Annotated in this window: 17 protein-coding genes; 13 read left to right on the top strand and 4 right to left on the bottom strand. The window is 34.8% G+C overall.

The window, feature by feature from the left end:
• Nucleotides 1–12 precede the first annotated feature (12 nt).
• Both K5R64_RS08085 and K5R64_RS08080 read right to left on the bottom strand, forming a co-directional pair.
• Nucleotides 13–1,434 (bottom strand): alginate export family protein, encoded by a 1,422-nt coding sequence (locus K5R64_RS08085; RefSeq protein ID WP_220762516.1) that lies wholly within the window; start codon nt 1,432–1,434, stop codon nt 13–15.
• Between the two features lie 123 nt (nt 1,435–1,557).
• The gene (locus K5R64_RS08080; protein WP_220762514.1) at nt 1,558–1,971 is read right to left on the bottom strand and encodes an Rrf2 family transcriptional regulator; all 414 of its coding nucleotides are present in this window, start codon (nt 1,969–1,971) and stop codon (nt 1,558–1,560) included.
• Between the two features lie 383 nt (nt 1,972–2,354).
• On the opposite strand from K5R64_RS08080, the gene K5R64_RS08075 reads away from it, so the two are divergent.
• The 6 genes from K5R64_RS08075 (at nt 2,355) to K5R64_RS08050 (ending at nt 9,138) form a co-directional block, all read left to right on the top strand.
• Nucleotides 2,355–3,968, top strand: coding sequence for a PQQ-like beta-propeller repeat protein (locus tag K5R64_RS08075; RefSeq protein ID WP_220762512.1), 1,614 nt, complete (start codon nt 2,355–2,357; stop codon nt 3,966–3,968).
• 343 nt (nt 3,969–4,311) lie between these two features.
• Complete coding sequence (locus tag K5R64_RS08070) at nt 4,312–5,361, top strand: MFS transporter (protein WP_220762510.1); 1,050 nt, start codon at nt 4,312–4,314, stop codon at nt 5,359–5,361.
• 120 nt (nt 5,362–5,481) lie between these two features.
• Nucleotides 5,482–7,698: a molybdopterin oxidoreductase family protein gene (locus tag K5R64_RS08065; RefSeq protein WP_220762508.1), complete on the top strand. Its 2,217-nt coding sequence runs from the start codon at nt 5,482–5,484 to the stop codon at nt 7,696–7,698.
• Between the two features lie 23 nt (nt 7,699–7,721).
• Nucleotides 7,722–8,291 (top strand): 4Fe-4S dicluster domain-containing protein, encoded by a 570-nt coding sequence (locus K5R64_RS08060; protein WP_220762506.1) that lies wholly within the window; start codon nt 7,722–7,724, stop codon nt 8,289–8,291.
• Between the two features lie 53 nt (nt 8,292–8,344).
• Entirely contained in the window at nt 8,345–8,857 is a 513-nt protein-coding gene (locus K5R64_RS08055) for a ubiquinol-cytochrome c reductase iron-sulfur subunit (RefSeq protein WP_220762504.1), read from the top strand.
• 17 nt (nt 8,858–8,874) lie between these two features.
• Nucleotides 8,875–9,138, top strand: a complete 264-nt coding sequence (locus tag K5R64_RS08050) for a DUF6755 family protein (protein ID WP_220762502.1) — start codon at nt 8,875–8,877, stop codon at nt 9,136–9,138.
• 77 nt (nt 9,139–9,215) lie between these two features.
• On the opposite strand, the gene K5R64_RS08045 is transcribed toward K5R64_RS08050, so the two are convergent.
• Together K5R64_RS08045 and lysS are read right to left on the bottom strand one after the other, a co-directional pair.
• Complete coding sequence (locus K5R64_RS08045; protein ID WP_220762500.1) at nt 9,216–9,686, bottom strand: hypothetical protein; 471 nt, start codon at nt 9,684–9,686, stop codon at nt 9,216–9,218.
• A 161-nt stretch (nt 9,687–9,847) separates the two neighbouring features.
• A complete protein-coding gene (gene lysS / locus K5R64_RS08040) occupies nt 9,848–11,551 on the bottom strand; it encodes a lysine--tRNA ligase (RefSeq protein WP_220762499.1) in 1,704 nt (567 codons plus the stop codon).
• A gap of 313 nt (nt 11,552–11,864) precedes the next feature.
• On the opposite strand from lysS, the gene K5R64_RS08035 reads away from it, so the two are divergent.
• The 7 genes from K5R64_RS08035 (at nt 11,865) to K5R64_RS08005 (ending at nt 15,956) form a co-directional block, all read left to right on the top strand.
• Nucleotides 11,865–12,389, top strand: coding sequence for a hypothetical protein (locus K5R64_RS08035; protein ID WP_220762497.1), 525 nt, complete (start codon nt 11,865–11,867; stop codon nt 12,387–12,389).
• Between the two features lie 110 nt (nt 12,390–12,499).
• Complete coding sequence (locus K5R64_RS08030; RefSeq protein WP_220762494.1) at nt 12,500–13,048, top strand: RNA polymerase sigma factor; 549 nt, start codon at nt 12,500–12,502, stop codon at nt 13,046–13,048.
• A gap of 19 nt (nt 13,049–13,067) precedes the next feature.
• Entirely contained in the window at nt 13,068–13,352 is a 285-nt protein-coding gene (locus K5R64_RS08025) for a hypothetical protein (protein ID WP_220762492.1), read from the top strand.
• A complete protein-coding gene (locus K5R64_RS08020; RefSeq protein WP_220762490.1) occupies nt 13,345–13,830 on the top strand; it encodes a Spy/CpxP family protein refolding chaperone in 486 nt (161 codons plus the stop codon). Before K5R64_RS08025 ends, K5R64_RS08020 begins: the two co-directional genes overlap by 8 nt.
• A gap of 65 nt (nt 13,831–13,895) precedes the next feature.
• Nucleotides 13,896–14,645 carry a YHYH protein gene (locus K5R64_RS08015; RefSeq protein WP_220762487.1) on the top strand — a complete coding sequence of 250 codons (750 nt, stop codon included), beginning with the start codon at nt 13,896–13,898 and terminating at the stop codon, nt 14,643–14,645.
• A 71-nt stretch (nt 14,646–14,716) separates the two neighbouring features.
• A complete protein-coding gene (locus tag K5R64_RS08010; RefSeq protein ID WP_220762485.1) occupies nt 14,717–15,322 on the top strand; it encodes a toxin-antitoxin system YwqK family antitoxin in 606 nt (201 codons plus the stop codon).
• Nucleotides 15,306–15,956, top strand: a complete 651-nt coding sequence (locus K5R64_RS08005; protein WP_220762483.1) for an SCO family protein — start codon at nt 15,306–15,308, stop codon at nt 15,954–15,956. The genes K5R64_RS08010 and K5R64_RS08005 overlap by 17 nt, the downstream gene beginning before the upstream one ends.
• Nucleotides 15,957–15,997: the final 41 nt, after the last annotated feature.

Raw genomic sequence — 15,997 nt, 5'->3', positions numbered from 1 at the left:
AATGCAAGTGGTTCATTTGAATTGGGTCTTGAATAAAACAGGAGTAACTCTGATTTGTATATACGCCCATTTTCCTATTTTATCAGAATCACCAAAATTTTTAATTTGAGTCATCGTATCGGTAGGTACAACAAAGGCAAATCCTCCTTCAATAAAAGTAAATCCATTTGGTTTGTAAGTGCACACAAAATCATGTTCGTTTCCCATAAATTTAGCTAGGTTTGGATTAGTGGTCGTTGTGTAGCTTCGTTGGGTATAAAACAGATGATGATTCGTCTGTAATTCAATTTTTGGTGTGATTTTTTTACTAAAGAAAGCATAAGGATTGAATAGTCCTGCTGAATGAACATCGTTTGGGAATTTGGTAAACAAATCCATAAATCCATTAAATCGATGTGCTACACCGTACAGGGGGACAAAATTATGGTCCACGTTTCCTATGGTTCCATTGTCTCCACTAATTATCTCAGCCCCTAATCGTATGGTAAAATTGTCTTTGTCTGAATATTTTATTTCAGGTTGAATGTACCAAGCATTGATGGTTTTTCCGGTGCTATTACGTCCTGATTGTAAAAAAGAATTAGTCGTTGCATACCATTTTTTATGTTTTAATTCGATACGTCCTCCATAAGTAAAGCGCCAGTAATTTTGTTCTTTTATGACCGCATCTTGATAGGCATCGGCAGCTACTATTGTGGTTGCAGTACTCTTTGGTGAAATCTCATATTTTAAATAGTGTACCGCAAGTGCCTTGTAGTTTGTCCAGGTGGAGGCAGTGGTAGTTGCAGGTGTAATGCTTAATTCAGCAGGGGTATAATCGGTACCAAAAAGACGTTCACCTGTTTGATTAAAAGCACCTATTAATTCAGAATTTAGCTTTTTGTTTTCGTAAATAAAATTGATGGCATCATGACTGGCGCCATTAATTCTCCAATCATTTTCGGCAAATAATCGTTGATTATCTAAAGCAATACGTTGACGTCCTATTCGGATAGAAAAATGGGGTGTAATATACGGTTCAAGATATCCTTCAAATAATTGAATTGTTCCGTTTAACCCTTTAGGGTCGTGTGAACCCCAAACTCTAGCATCTTGTAAAGAGACTACGGTTTTAAGTTTTTGTTCGTGATGGTATAGTAGGTTTAATCGGGTTCTTTGATTGACAAAGGTCGCCGGATGGCTATTTTCTTCAGGAATATTTCCATAGCCGTTTCGGTATTCCGTACGGTTCTTTAGTTGTAAGTTTACTGAGAACGATTTGTCTTTTTCTTCTTCTGTCTGTTTTGTAGATGTGCGTAATCTTATAGAATCAACTTCGGATTTTGAAATTAATTTTCTTTGTAAAAGTAAATTTAAAACATCTTCTGTGTTTTGAGCCTTATTTTTGCTAGTCCATAAGAGTAGTAAAAGGAGTAAAAAAGATTTTGTTCTCATTGGTTACGTGGTATTTGTTTTGTGTTTAGGAGATTAGTATCTGAATCGTTTTAACTTCAATACTCATTTCGGGTTCAAATATACAAATCCTATGTAATTAGTAGGGTATTAATCTAATTTTTTTTAATTTTTTATTAAAGAGGCAATAGTTATGCCTTCCATGGCTTTAAGGGTCTCTTCTCGGATAGTAATTAAACTGTGGCGTAAGGTGCATTGGGTTTCGTCTTTGCAATCAGCACAAGGTTCGTAAAAGTTGAGTGAGGCACAGGGTAGTAATGCAATAGCGCCATCAAAAAGCCGGTGAATATCGGCAAGAGTAATTTCGTTAACATGTTTTAAAAGATAGTATCCGCCGTATTTACCTTGTTTACTGCCTACAAAATGGGCGCGCTTTAAGTCTAATAAAATTTGCTCTAAAAATTTTTTAGGAATACAAGCCTCTTCTGCTATTTCAATCGTACGAGCAATATGGCCCGCCTCTTTTTCAGCGAGAAATAATAACGCTTTAAGCGCATATTTGGTTTTATGTGAAAGCATGGGTCAAGTATTTTTACAAAGATAGAAGTAAATGGATACCAACCAAAAAAATGCGATAAGTACCTCTCTTAATTTCGTCTAGTTTATGGGCTATGCATGGCAGATGTTTGAAGTGTTCGAAAGTCGATTTTTTCAACATCATTTGAGTTGAAGTATAACGTTAATTTGGGATAATTATAAAAGATAACGTTTATCGGGATTAAGAATTAAGTTGAGTTTATGTTTCAATTTTAAACCATTTATAACGATTAAATGCTAAAAAATTCGGTAAAATGCATTTTTTTTATTTATTTGAAATAAAAAAACTACTAATATATTGTTAAATAGTATTTCCGTTTCATTACAAATTGTAGCTTTGCTATTAAATAAAAAAACAAAGTTTTATGAAAAAAATTATTCTTGCTTTATCCGTTTGTGGTTTGTTTTTTGTTCAAAGTTGTCAAAACGATGATGGTCTTGGTGAGGATCCAAATGCTAAAGTTGTTTTGGATACCAACGCAAGTAATTTAAATAAAAGAATCAATCTATCTGGCTCAGGAGTATTGGATTTGGTTACTTCAGGGGCATTAACTGGTAAATTAACAGAAACTGCTGCGGGGAATTTCCCTATGTCACTTTTGGCCGAAGTCACCTCTCCAGTTTATCAGGGAAAGGTTTTAAAAGCTACTCATGTGGATGTAAAAGACCATTATGTATATGTGTCTTATAATACGCCCGGTGAAACCTATTTAGGAGGTATTGATGTAATTGATATTTCGAGTCCTAATAATCCAAAATTAGTTGTTCAGGCAATTTTACCAAATGTTGATATCAGCACAGTTTTGTATGATGGAGGCAAATTATATATTGCAGGAGCAATAGATGTAGATTTTAATTCTCCAGCGGAGACACCTGCTTTTGTAGCCCAAATGCCATTACAATCAGGTTTGTTAACTACAGATTATTTATTGAATCCATTAGCTAGTTATGTAACAACGGGTGTTGCGGTAGCTGAATCAAGTTATTATGCAGTGTCAGGAAATAATGGGGTTTTAGCGAAGTTTAATAAAGCAACCAATGTGCTAGAAACTTCAATTGCTATTCAAGATTTAAGAGCAATGGGTAAAATAGATAACAAAATAGTAGTTTTAAGTGGAACTCAAGGTGTGAAAGTTTACAATGAAGGAAGCTTAAGTCTAGTGTCATCAATTGCTACTTCAAAAGATGTGGCTGATGCCAAAAGAACGATTGATTTTCAAGGGGCTAATTTGTTAGTTGCTGAGGGATATCAAGGTCTTAAGATGTATAATTTAAGTGGGGGTAATTTATTGCAAACGATTGCTGTACCTACTGCCTCAGTCGATTTGGATCCTAATGATGTTGTGACGAATGCGGTTTCTGTCAATGGGGATTACGTATATGTGGCTAACGGTGCAGCAGGGATTTATGTGTACAAAACAATTAATGGACAGTTACAGTTGCAAGGATCGGTGGCATTGTCGGGTTCTTCTAACTATGTAAAAAGCGTTGGTGATTACATCTTTGTTGCAAGCGGTAATGGTGGGCTAAAAATTATCAAAAAAGTAACAGTGCCTACTATTGATTGTTCAAATTTTCCAACCTATACTGGAAACCAAAATTTGAACGTGAATTCTAATGAGGATTTGAAGTATCAAGGTTCGGCTTCATTAAAAACAGTTAATGTAAATGCTAATTTAACTTTCTGTGGGTCGTTATCCATTTCTCAAGGGATAAATATAAACAGTAACGGTGTTTTTGTAATGAAAGGTTCAATGGCTCAAGGACAATACAATAGTAATAGTTCAAATTTTAATGTTAATGGAACTTTAAAAATTGAAGGTAGTGTAGTAATTTATGGCAATTTAGTCTTGAATAATGGTGCTAAATTAGAATTTGTGGGTGCTGATTCTGAAATTACTATTTACGGAAAAGTGACAAAAAATAACGGCGTAACCATTACAGGTACGTATAAAGATACGTTTGGAAATTTGAAATAAATGCAATAATACGTATAGAATTAACTTAGAAAAGGAATCCTTAAAAAGGGATTCCTTTTTTTTATGTCATTTTTTAGATAGTTGTAAAAGTGGTTTGAATGTAGAGATGGATTTGTTTAATGGTTTGATTATGAGTTGATATAGATTTTTTTTGTGGCAATGCTTATCAGTTGAAATGATGTGAAAAAGATATTTATAACATATTTGATTGTTTTTGTTGGCTGAAATATACGTAGGTATTTTTACTTAGAAGTTCTTTTGATTAGTTTTACTGCCGAAAAAATGAAATGACTTTTTGAGATTAATAAGAGGATTTTTTATAAAGTGTTTTAATCAAAAACATATGAAAAATAGGACGTATAATATAAAAGCTTTACTCATCGCAACCTTGACATCAGTAATAATGATTGTTTTGGTTTTTTATGGTTCAAGAGAATTACAAAATTTTGATGCTGCCTTAATTACCTATTTGTTTGGAACGGTATTCGCTTTTTTTGGAATTGTTTATCGTTATACGGTTTGGTTACAAAGGCCGCCTACATGGATTTATTTTAAACGAGGCATTTGTTTTTTATTTACGGGAAAAGTATTCTCTCATTTTTGGTTTGCTTCCAAAGAGTCAATAGAAAATATTGCATTTCAAAAATTCATTTATCCAAGAGGGAAATACCGCTGGATGGCCCATTTCATGATTGCCATAGGATGCACATCGGCTTTTATGATAACCATTCCGCTCACCTTTGGTTGGATTCATTTTACGATGGCTCCCAATTCAATTTCGGTTTATGAAGCTCATTTTTTTGGGTTCAAAGTCATGGATTTTGAGTTGGATTCCATCATGGCATTCCTCACGTTTCATGCACTTAATTGGTCTTCGTATTTGGTAATATTCGGTTCTGTGTATTATTTAAGAAGACGATTGACAAATCCAGGATTGATTGCGACACAAACTTTTGAAGGTGATTTACTTCCTCTAATTTTATTGATTGCCATTTCCTTTACTGGATTAGGTCTTACGTATTCATACCAATACATGAAAGGTTTTGCTTTTGATTTCTTAGCGGTATTGCATGCCGTTACAGTAATTATGTTTTTGATATGGATTCCATTTGGTAAATTTTTTCATATCATCCAACGTCCCGCACAAATAGGCGCTCATATTTACAAAAAACAAGGTATGAAACAAGGTATGGCTGTTTGTGAGCATACGGGTGAGGAGTTTACAACTAATTTGCATATAAAAGACCTCAAACATGTAACAAAACAATTGGGGTTTAATTTTGATAGAGAAGATGGAACTTCTCATTTGGATTTAAGCCCCGAAGGGAAAAGAGCTCGTTTGGCACAAGCGCATCTAAAGGCAAGAAGTGAAGGGGGAAATTTATTTGGTTAAAAAACATTGTAAAACATATATCGCAAACCTAATTGCGATTTATAATTTTCAAAAAAAAGAAAAAAAATATTGCTAATAGAATGGGGACTTAGCGCCTTAGCAATTAAAAAAATAAAAATAATGGCAAAATTACCTGTTTCAGTCGAAAATATCATAGCGCAATTTGGACCACATAAAAATTATAGTCCCAAAGAAGGTTATGAAGGAAGAGATGAACCTGATGCATTAGTAAAAACACATTGCTGTTTCTGTGGGATGCAATGTGGGATTCAATTGTCTGTAAAAGAGAATAAGGTCGTTGGCTTTGAGCCTTGGATGGAATTTCCATTTAACGAAGGGAGGTTGTGTCCCAAGGGTGTACAAAGGTATCTTCAAAACAATCATCCAGACCGCTTGCTTCATCCATTAAAGAGGATAGAAGGCCAAGGCTTTGTTCCAACATCATGGGACGATGCAATGACTAAAACGGTTGACGAAATTAAACGCATTCAGGAAAAATATGGAAAAGATGCTTTTTCCATGTTATCAGGAGTTTCTTTAACTAATGAAAAAAGTTATTTGGTAGGGAAATTTGCTCGTGTAGCTTTAAAAACAAAAAACCTTGATTATAACGGCCGACTGTGTATGGTAAGTGCAGGAGCGGGAAATAAAAAAGCTTTTGGCCTAGATAGGGGGTCAAATAATTATGCGGATTTAGAATATGCTGAAGTGATTATTGTGGCAGGTGCCAATATTAGTGAAACCTTTCCAACATTAACCCATTGGATTTGGAAAGCCCGAGATAGGGGAGCCAAATTAATTGTTATAGATCCACGTATGATTCCATTAGCTAGAACGGCTGATATTCATTTGGAAGTACGACCTGGAACTGATTCTGCTTTGTATGGAGCCATGTTGAAATATTTGGTCGATCATGATATGTTAGACCATGATTTTATTGCAAATCATACATCGGGATTTCAAGAAACCTTAGACGCTGTAAAGGATTATACCCTAGAGTGGGCTGAAGAAATCACAGGTATTGATAAGGAGAAAATAAGAATGGCTGCTCAATTATGGGGTAAGGCCAATACTAGTTTCTTGTTGCATGCGCGCGGTATTGAACATCATTCTAAAGGGGTGGACAATGTAGTGGGTTGTATCAACTTGGTTTTGGCTACTGGGCGCATTGGGAAACCCTATTGCGGTTATGCCACCATTACAGGACAAGGGAATGGACAAGGAGGAAGAGAGCATGGTCATAAATGTGACCAATTACCAGGAAATAGAGACATAGAGAATCCTGAGCACCGTAAATACATAGCAGATGTTTGGGGAATTGACGAAAAAGATTTACCTGGTAAAGGATTGTCCGCTTTTGAAATAATTGAGGCTATCCATCGCGGCGAAATAAAAGGGTTGTTGTCGATTTGTTTTAATCCGTTGGTGTCTTTGCCTAATAGCAATTACGTTCGAGAAGCTTTAGAAAAATTAGAATATTATGTATGTATTGACTTTTTCTTAAATGAAACCGCTCGACATGCTGATGTTGTCTTAGCCGGTTCGTTACAAGAAGAAGAAGAGGGGACGACCACTTCGGCAGAGGGACGTGTGATTCGAATTCGACAAGCGGTAACTCCGCCAGAAGACGCAAGAACAGATACGTCTATTTTATTAGAGTTAGCCAAACGATTGGGGGTTGAGGATAAATTTACGTATGAAAATTGTGAAGCTATTTTTAATGAGTTGCGAGTGGCTTCAAAAGGCGGTACCGCCGATTATTACGGAATTACCTATAAGCGTATTGAAGATGAAATGGGTGTTTTTTGGCCTTGTCCTTCCGAAGGGCATCCGGGAACGCCACGTTTGTGGGAAGACCGTAAGTTTAAAACTCCTGACGGTAAAGCTCATTTTAATCCAGCTCCTTATAAATTACCTGGCGAAAGTCCAGATGCTGATTTTCCTGTGATATTAACCACAGGGCGTGTGGTTTCGCAATATTTAAGTGGAACGCAAACCCGTAGAATTGGGAAATTAGTAGACCAATATCCAGAGCCGTTAGTGGAAATACATCCAAAATTGGCACAACAATATGGCATTAAGCAAAGAGAATTAGTGCGAGTTTTTACCCGAAGAGGCGAAGGTGTTTTTCCTGCCAATATCGTTGAAACGATACGAGAAGATACTGTTTTTATACCGTACCATTGGTCAGGAAAAAAATCGGCGAATCAATTGACAGCAGGTACTTTGGATCCTATTTCTAAAATCCCTGAGTTTAAAGTATGTGCTTGTCAACTAGAACCGCTGGGGAAAATTGCGGCTCCATCAAATGAATCTACAGCTTACGCTAGTGTTTAATTTACAAAAAATGAAGTAAGGATATGAATTATACTGGTTTTAATCAACAGGAAGAGTTTTTTGTAGATATGCAACGTTGTATTGGTTGTAAGGCTTGTGAATTGGCTTGCGCCGAATGTGAAACCAATGGACAAGAATCAATGATTCATGTTAATTATGTGGATCGTGCTTCGACTGTGCAAACAACGGTACAGGTTTGTATGCATTGTGAAGATCCTGTATGTGCTAATGTTTGTCCTGCAGATGCCATTTCGAAAGATGAGTTTGGAATTGTTCATACAGCCAATACCGAAAGATGCATTGGGTGTTCTAATTGCGTTATAGCATGTCCCTTTGGAGTACCAAAAAAAGAGGAATCCTATGATTTGATGATGAAATGTACCATGTGCTATGATCGTACGAGCATTGGTAAAAAACCGATGTGTGCTACTGTATGTCCTAGCGGTGCCTTGTTCTTTGGAACCAAAGAAGAAATTACCGAAATGCGTCCCAATAGTACTCCTGTAAATACATTTGTGTTTGGACAAGAAATAGTAAACACTAAGGTGAATATTATGATGCCCAAAGGAAGTACCGAATTGGTTATATTTTAATTGTTTATAAGTTATTGTAGCAACTGCAAACCCAAAATTTTAAATTTTGAAACATGTCCAAAGAAGAAAATTTAAATAAAAATTGGAAAAAAGATTTTCCTATTGAAAAGCAACAAGCTACTAATGTGAGTCGTCGTGATTTTGCTAAATTCTTGACTTTAGTCTCTGGCGGATTAATGGTAGGAAGTGGTTTAGTAGCTGCCAAAGCGCATCTTTGTCCTAAAGAAGAAGTTCAAGGAGAGCATTTTGTATGCAAAAAGACAGAGGTGCCACTGGGAGGAACTCGTGGTTTTGTCATTGAAGGAAGTACTATCCCATATATATTAATTCATCTGGAATCTGGCGAGTTTAAAGCTTATGAACAAAAATGTACCCACCTTTCTTGTTCTGTTTTTTACAAGCCAGGAACCGGAATGATACATTGTCCCTGTCATGAAGGCTTGTTTGATGCTTCGTCAGGGGAAGTCATTGCAGGTCCTCCACCTAGAGCGTTGCCTCAATTAGAAGTTTTTTTTAAAGGAGATGCTGTTTTTGTGAAAGCAGTACAGCTGGAAAAAATAGGATAATTTAAAAATGGAGTAGTATGAGTAATTTTAGAAGAGGACAAAACCAATCCAATCCCAATAAATTGAATGCGATTTTTTCGACATTGATTTTTATATTAATTCTCAACGTAACCATCCAAATTTGGTTGTTGTATGCGGCTTTGAATAATGCTTTGGATAATAATAAAGAAATTCTAGTGCCTGCTTTTATCGCTTCGCTAATTTTGTTTTTAATTGGGTTATTGCTGTTGTATTATATGCCTACTGGAAATGTTAATTCTGCAAAATATAAATCTCGTTAACATTCATTATATTATAAAGTAAAAGACTATTTCAATAGGATGAAATAGCCTTTTGTGCTCTAAATTGTTCGGAAAAATTACTCTTTAGGTTGAGCATCTTTTTTTCTCATGTCTTTTTTCATCATGTGGTGACCATGATTTTTCATCTCTTGGTGACGTTGTTTTTTAGTTTCATCCCATTTTTTAAATTGTTCAGGAGAGAGAATTTTTTTCATTTTGCCATTCATTGCAATTTGTTCATCTAACATTTTACTTTTCATTTGGAACATTTCATCCGAACTAGGTTTTTCGGTCTTCTCTTTATGATTTTTCATGAAAGCTTCTCTTTTTGCACTTTGCTCAGCAATTACTTTGCTCATTTCCTTTTGTTGAGAGGCATTTAAATCAAGTTCCAAAGTCATTTTTTTTAACATCAATTCGTTGCGTTGTTCTGGCGTGAATTTTTCCATGGGATTCCCTTGATGTTTACGAGGTCTTTCTTTTCTCTCTTGTGCGTAGGTGGATAATCCAAGAACGGCTATCAGAGCCATAGTGATTAATTTTTTCATAATAAAAGTAGTTTTAGTGTTTGTAAATAGGACTCTAAACAACTCACAAAGTTTAATCATTAAGAAAGAATTAGGATTTTGGGGTTTGTAGCGACATTAAAAAAGGAACTTCAACTCGAAGTTCCTTTTTTAATTAATTTGCCTAATTAGTTTTTTTACATTTATTCTACTAATTCAACTACTTTGCTTTCACCTTCCACAGCTACTTTTGTTAAACCGTTTTTTGCCAAACCTTTCATAGCGGCATCCCATTTTTTTCCGCTTAAGTCGGCTTTTATTTTCAGCAAACCTAAATCCATTTTAGAATCATTACCTTTCAATAAATCAAGAATAAGCTTCTCTTCATTAGTCAATTCAATTTGGATTTGTTTTTTCTCAGGTCTCATTTGAGGGAACAACAATACCTCTTGGATAGAAGCATTATTCGTCAAGAACATCATCAAACGATCCATTCCAATTCCCAAACCAGAAGTAGGAGGCATACCATATTCCAATGCTCTTAAGAAATCTTCATCGATAATTCCGTTGGCCTCATCATCTCCTTTTTCAGATAAGCGCATTTGGTCCTCAAAACGACCTCGTTGGTCAATAGGGTCATTTAATTCAGAGTATGCATTGGCTACCTCTTTTCCGCAAACCATCAATTCAAAACGTTCAGTTAAATCCGGGTTGTCGCGGTGTTCTTTACAAAGTGGTGACATTTCTTTTGGGTAATCTGTAATAAAAGTAGGTTGGATGTAATTTCCTTCACATTTGGACCCAAAGATTTCATCAATTAATTTTCCTTTCCCCATGGTTTCATCCACTTCAATTCCCATACCTTTAGCGGCTTCATATAATTCGGCTTCGTTTTTGCCAGAGATATCAAAACCTGTAAAATGTTTGATGGCATCGGTCATGGTAACACGAGCAAAAGGTGCCTTGAAACTGATGGTGTGTTCTCCAAAAGTTACATCGCTTGTTCCATTAACAGCAATCGCACAGTGTTCTAATAACCTTTCGGTAAAGTCCATCATCCAATTGTAGTCTTTGTAAGCTACATATATTTCCATAGCGGTAAATTCGGGGTTATGGGTTCTATCCATCCCTTCATTACGGAAGTTTTTCGAAAACTCATACACCCCGTCAAATCCACCAACAATTAATCTTTTTAGGTATAATTCATTGGCAATACGCATATAAAGCGGAATGTCTAACGAATTATGGTGTGTGATAAATGGACGTGCGGCAGCACCTCCAGGAATCGCCTGTAAAACTGGAGTTTCTACTTCAAGATACCCTGCGTCATTAAAGAAACCACGCATGGCATTAAACAATTTGGTACGTTTAATAAAGGTTTCCTTTACCGTTGGATTTACAGTCAAATCTACATAACGCATACGGTAACGCAATTCAGCATCTGTAAAGGCGTCAAATACGTTTCCTTCTTCATCTACTTTTGGCAAAGGCAACGGACGTAATGTTTTGCTCAAAAAAGTAAAACCATCCACGCGAATGCATTGTGCTCCTACTTTAGTAGTAAACAATTCTCCTTCGATACCAATAAAGTCTCCTAAATCTGTTAATTTTTTAAACACTTGATTGTAAAGTGTTTTGTCATCACCTTCACATAGTACATCACGGTTCACATACAACTGGATACGTCCTTCACTATCTTGCAATTCAGCAAAGCAAGCCTTACCTTGGTCACGTACACTCATCAATCGTCCTGCAACAATCACGCGTTTTCCCTCTTCAAAAGTCTCTTTAATTTGCTTCGATGTATGATTTACAGGAAAAAGATTAGCAGGATAAGGGTTAATCCCTAAGTTGCGTAAGTTTTGCAGTTTTTCTCTACGGATGATTTCTTGTTCAGATAATGCCATTATATTCAGATTTTAAGAGCGCAAAGATAACAAATTGATTGCAGATAAAAGAATGTCAATTTTAGATTTTTAGAATACTAATTTCAATTTTTGATTGTATTTTACGCAAATCTTATTTTAGATACATTCTCAAAAAACATAAGATTAAGATAATAATTTGTCGTCTTCTCTCCTGTAAATTTTTTATTACTAAATACCAAAAATATTTCTCATTCTGTTTTTTATTCTTTTTATATTTGAAAAAATATCTCACATAAAATATTTTAGAAAAAAAACTCCTTCGTGTTTTTAATTCCAATTTAAAAAAAATCTTATGCTAAAAAAAGTAATTATTATAGTGTTTTTCTTGTTTTCAAATTATTCTTTTTCACAATTTCATCATTATTATTTTGCCAATTCCAAGGGGTCAATAGCAGGAATAAAATATCAAGATAAATATTATAGTTCAAGTTCAAGTGGATTGAAGAAATTTATTAATGAGACTGAAATGCCTGATGAACTAAAAAACAATTTAAATGAACAAGCACGAAGAATTGCTACAAAAAATATAGTTTCAGGAATATTAGTGTATGGCGGATTTGCTCTTGGGGGAGGGATAATGTTTAATGAAGTAGTCAACAAAAAAGATGGTGAAAATCCAGAGTCAGCGACTCTTTTTAAAGGCCTTGGAATTGCAGTCCTTGGAGGTGTTTTTAATTTTATCATTAGTCCAAAAAGAAAAGATTATTTTAATTTTATAAATACTTTTAATGAAAATCAAAATGGGGACAAACTAAAAGTTAGTTTAAAAATTGATTATTCAAAACAATTGAATTATGGCATTTCTATGTCCTTTTAATTAATTGAGATGTCCCTAGAAAATAAATAATTTTATTTTTTTTAAAATCGGGAGCATTCATTTAAACTTTTACCCATTTGTAACAGTCTAAAAAAATAATCCTACCCAATATGATTTTAAATCAGGAATCTTTTCCAGAATTATATGCTCAACACAAATCTCTCGTATATAACGTGGCGCTGAGTTATGTTCAAAATGTAGAAGATGCCGAAGAAATTACACAAGATGTTTTTGTTAAACTTTTTCAATCTATTGATACTTTTAAACAGCAATCGTCGTTAAAAACTTGGATTTACCGCATTACCATAAATAAAAGTTTGGATTTTTTAAAACATAAAAAAAGTCAAAAACGTTTCTTTATTTTTGGTAAACGGTCTGAAAACGAATATGAAATTGAAAATGTTTCCAATTTTGAGCATCCTGGTGTTTTATTGGAAAACAAAGAAAAATCCAAATTGCTTTTTGAAGTTGTCAATGAATTAGGCGAAAACCAAAAAACGGCTTTCATTTTGTCAAAAATGGACGGGCTAAGTAATCCTGAAATTGCAACGATTATGGAAATGAGTATTTCGTCTGTAGAATCTTTACTTTTTAGAGCCAAAGACAATTTGAGAAAAAAGTTAGGAAATAAATTCGAGGAATACCGCAAGAAAAAATAAATAATGTAGTCTAAAAGATATGGAGAAAGAAAAATGGATAAACGAGATTATAGACAGTACGAATCATATCGTAAAAGTCCTTCCTAGTGATGGATTGTATGCTAAAATTCAGACCCAAATGAATGTGCAAAAAACAATCGATATCAAATGGGTTTGGCTTGTTGCGGCTTCTATATTAATTTTAGCCAGTATTAATATTAAGGTTGTTTTGAATGAAATACAATCTGTAAAGGAAACCGAAAAAACGGCCTTAGTTGCTTCACTCTCTGATACCAATCAATTTTATAAAAACTATCATGAATAAGATTAAAGTATTAACCATTGCCGTTATTGCACTCGTTATGCTCAATTTGAGTATGATTGTTTTTTTTATGGTTATTAAACCCAAAGAGTTTAGAGACCGTCGCAATGGACCTCGAAAATTGATCATCGAAAAATTGCACTTTGATGCCCAACAACAAGCACAATTTGAAGTCTTAGTTGACAATCACATTCATAAAGTCAAATCTTTTGATAAACAAATCCAACAAACCAAAGAAAGTTTGTATGCACAATTGAGTTTGCCCAAAGTGGATATAAGAACCAAAGACAGCTTAATTAATGTGTTGGCTGATTTGCAAAAACAAATTGAAACCGCCCGATTCAACCACTTTAAAAAAATTAGAAAAATCTGTAATACTCCTGAACAAAAAGAGGATTTTAAAGAATTAACTGTTGAATTGTCTAAGATGTTTTCTCATAGAAGATCCCTTCAGCAAAATGATGTTAAAAAAAATAATTAGGAGGTCAAGCACACGAAATAAATAAAACGCTCGTCCAAAAGAAAATTAAACGAAACTTAACTGTCATGAAAAAATCTTTTTTTTTAATTATTCCTATTCTAGGTGTTTTATTGTTTTTAGCTTGTAGCAATTCTGATAATGACAATTCAGGAGAGGTTACTATTGCTGTTCCAGAAGTGTATAAAAAAATATATGGAGCCACGAGCATTACAACGGATGGGACTTATGTAATTATTAAAACGACAGGACAACCAGATCATAAGAGTGTTTACTATCCATCTACACATGCGAAATATGAAAATTTTAGTGGGACCACTTTTGGGAATAACACTTTTCACAAAAATCCTAATACAATAAGTTTAACAAACGCTTATACTTTTAAAATTCCGTTGCATCCAGCAGTGGCCGCTACACATAATGCAACTCCAATGGGGCCTATAGGAGTGGCAATAAATGGTGTACCTTTATTTAATCAATATGCCGCAGGAGGTTCTCCATTGACAAATGAGGTTGCTTCTTTTGATCAATATTGGGGGCATCCTACAGGAACAAGCATGTATCACTACCATGTAGAACCCCTTTATTTAACACAAACTAAAGGAAAAGAAGCGCTAATGGGTTTCTTATTAGACGGCTTTCCCGTTTATGGTCCAGAAGAAAATGGCGCTGCTGTTATGGGTTTAGATGCCTACCATGGTCATACCGGAGTTACTGCTGATTATCCTAATGGAATCTACCACTATCATATCACCAACACTGACCCGTACATTAATGGAAATGGGTTTTATGGAACTGCTGGAACTTATTCAAGATAGTTTTTTGAGGGACTAACTCCGGTTGGTTATTTCAAAAAATGCTGTATAACTCGTGTAATTTGTGTTGAAAAATGAATGTACATTTTAATAAAACGTTGGGAGTGTTCTTCTTGCTGCTGTGTTTGTTTTTTGGTTGTAACCAAAAACAAGAAGAAGCAACAACAGCACGACAAGCACAAAAAACACCTTTGATATACAAATTAGCATCAGATTCAGCTTTTAATTTCAAACAAGACACGTTATATTTCAAAACCGAAAAATATTCTGGAAAGCAATATGAATTGTATCCTAGTAAAGACACCGTATTTGTAAAGTCCTATTTGAATGGTATGCTTGAGGGAGTTCAAAAGCAATGGTACGATAACCGAGTTTTAACCGAAGAACGCTTGTATATTGCCAACAAAAAAGAAGGTTTGCATCAAGGTTGGTGGGAAAATGGAAAGCCAAAATACCAATATCATTTTTACAACGATGAGTTTCACGGTGAAGTGCTTGAATGGTATCAAACGGGCCAGTTGTTCAAGCGTTTTCATTACAACAATGGATATGAGGAAGGAAGCGAAAGATTATGGTACGAAGACGGAAGTGTGCGTGCCAATTATGTAATTAAAGATGGAAAAAAATACGGACTAATCGGAATTAAACTTTGTAAAAATCCTTATGAAACTAACAACTAATTTCATTGTATTATCCTTAATTTTTTGCGTGTTTTTTTCTTGTGACAAATCTAAGAAAGAAGAGGGTTTGCCATTTATCAATTCAGCGGAATTTACCCCAGAGTGGATTAGTCCAGATAGTCCCAATTATCCAGAAATTCATACGATTCCCCCTTTTAATTTCACCAACCAAGACGGCCAATCGGTAACCGAAAAAACGGTGGAAGGAAAAATTTATGTGGCTAATTTTATGTTTACCAGTTGTGGTAGCATTTGCCCCAAAATGACGGACAATATGAAAATTTTACAAGACAAATATAGTGATGATGACGCTGTTATACTGCTGTCTCATTCTGTAATGCCCGAAACCGATAATGTGGCTGTTTTAAAACAATATGCTGTCGAGAAAGGTTGTCTATCGGGCAAATGGCATTTATTGACAGGCAATAAAGACCAAATTTATTCGATTGCCAAAAGACAGTATTTTGCAGGAGATTCTATTGGATATTACGGCAAACTGAATGACTTCTTGCATACTGAAAACTTTATTTTAGTGGATGGGAAACGTCGTATACGTGGTGTGTACAATGGTACTTTGCCTATCGAGATGGAACGTATTATTGAGGATATTACTACCCTCAAAAAAGAAAACTAGTTTTGATTAAGAGTTTGTATCTTTGAAAAAAATATACATTC

It is taken from the genome of Flavobacterium sp. UMI-01 (genome assembly GCF_019656315.1).
Lineage (GTDB): Bacteria > Bacteroidota > Bacteroidia > Flavobacteriales > Flavobacteriaceae > Flavobacterium.
This window is presented reverse-complemented; position numbering and strand designations above follow the sequence as displayed.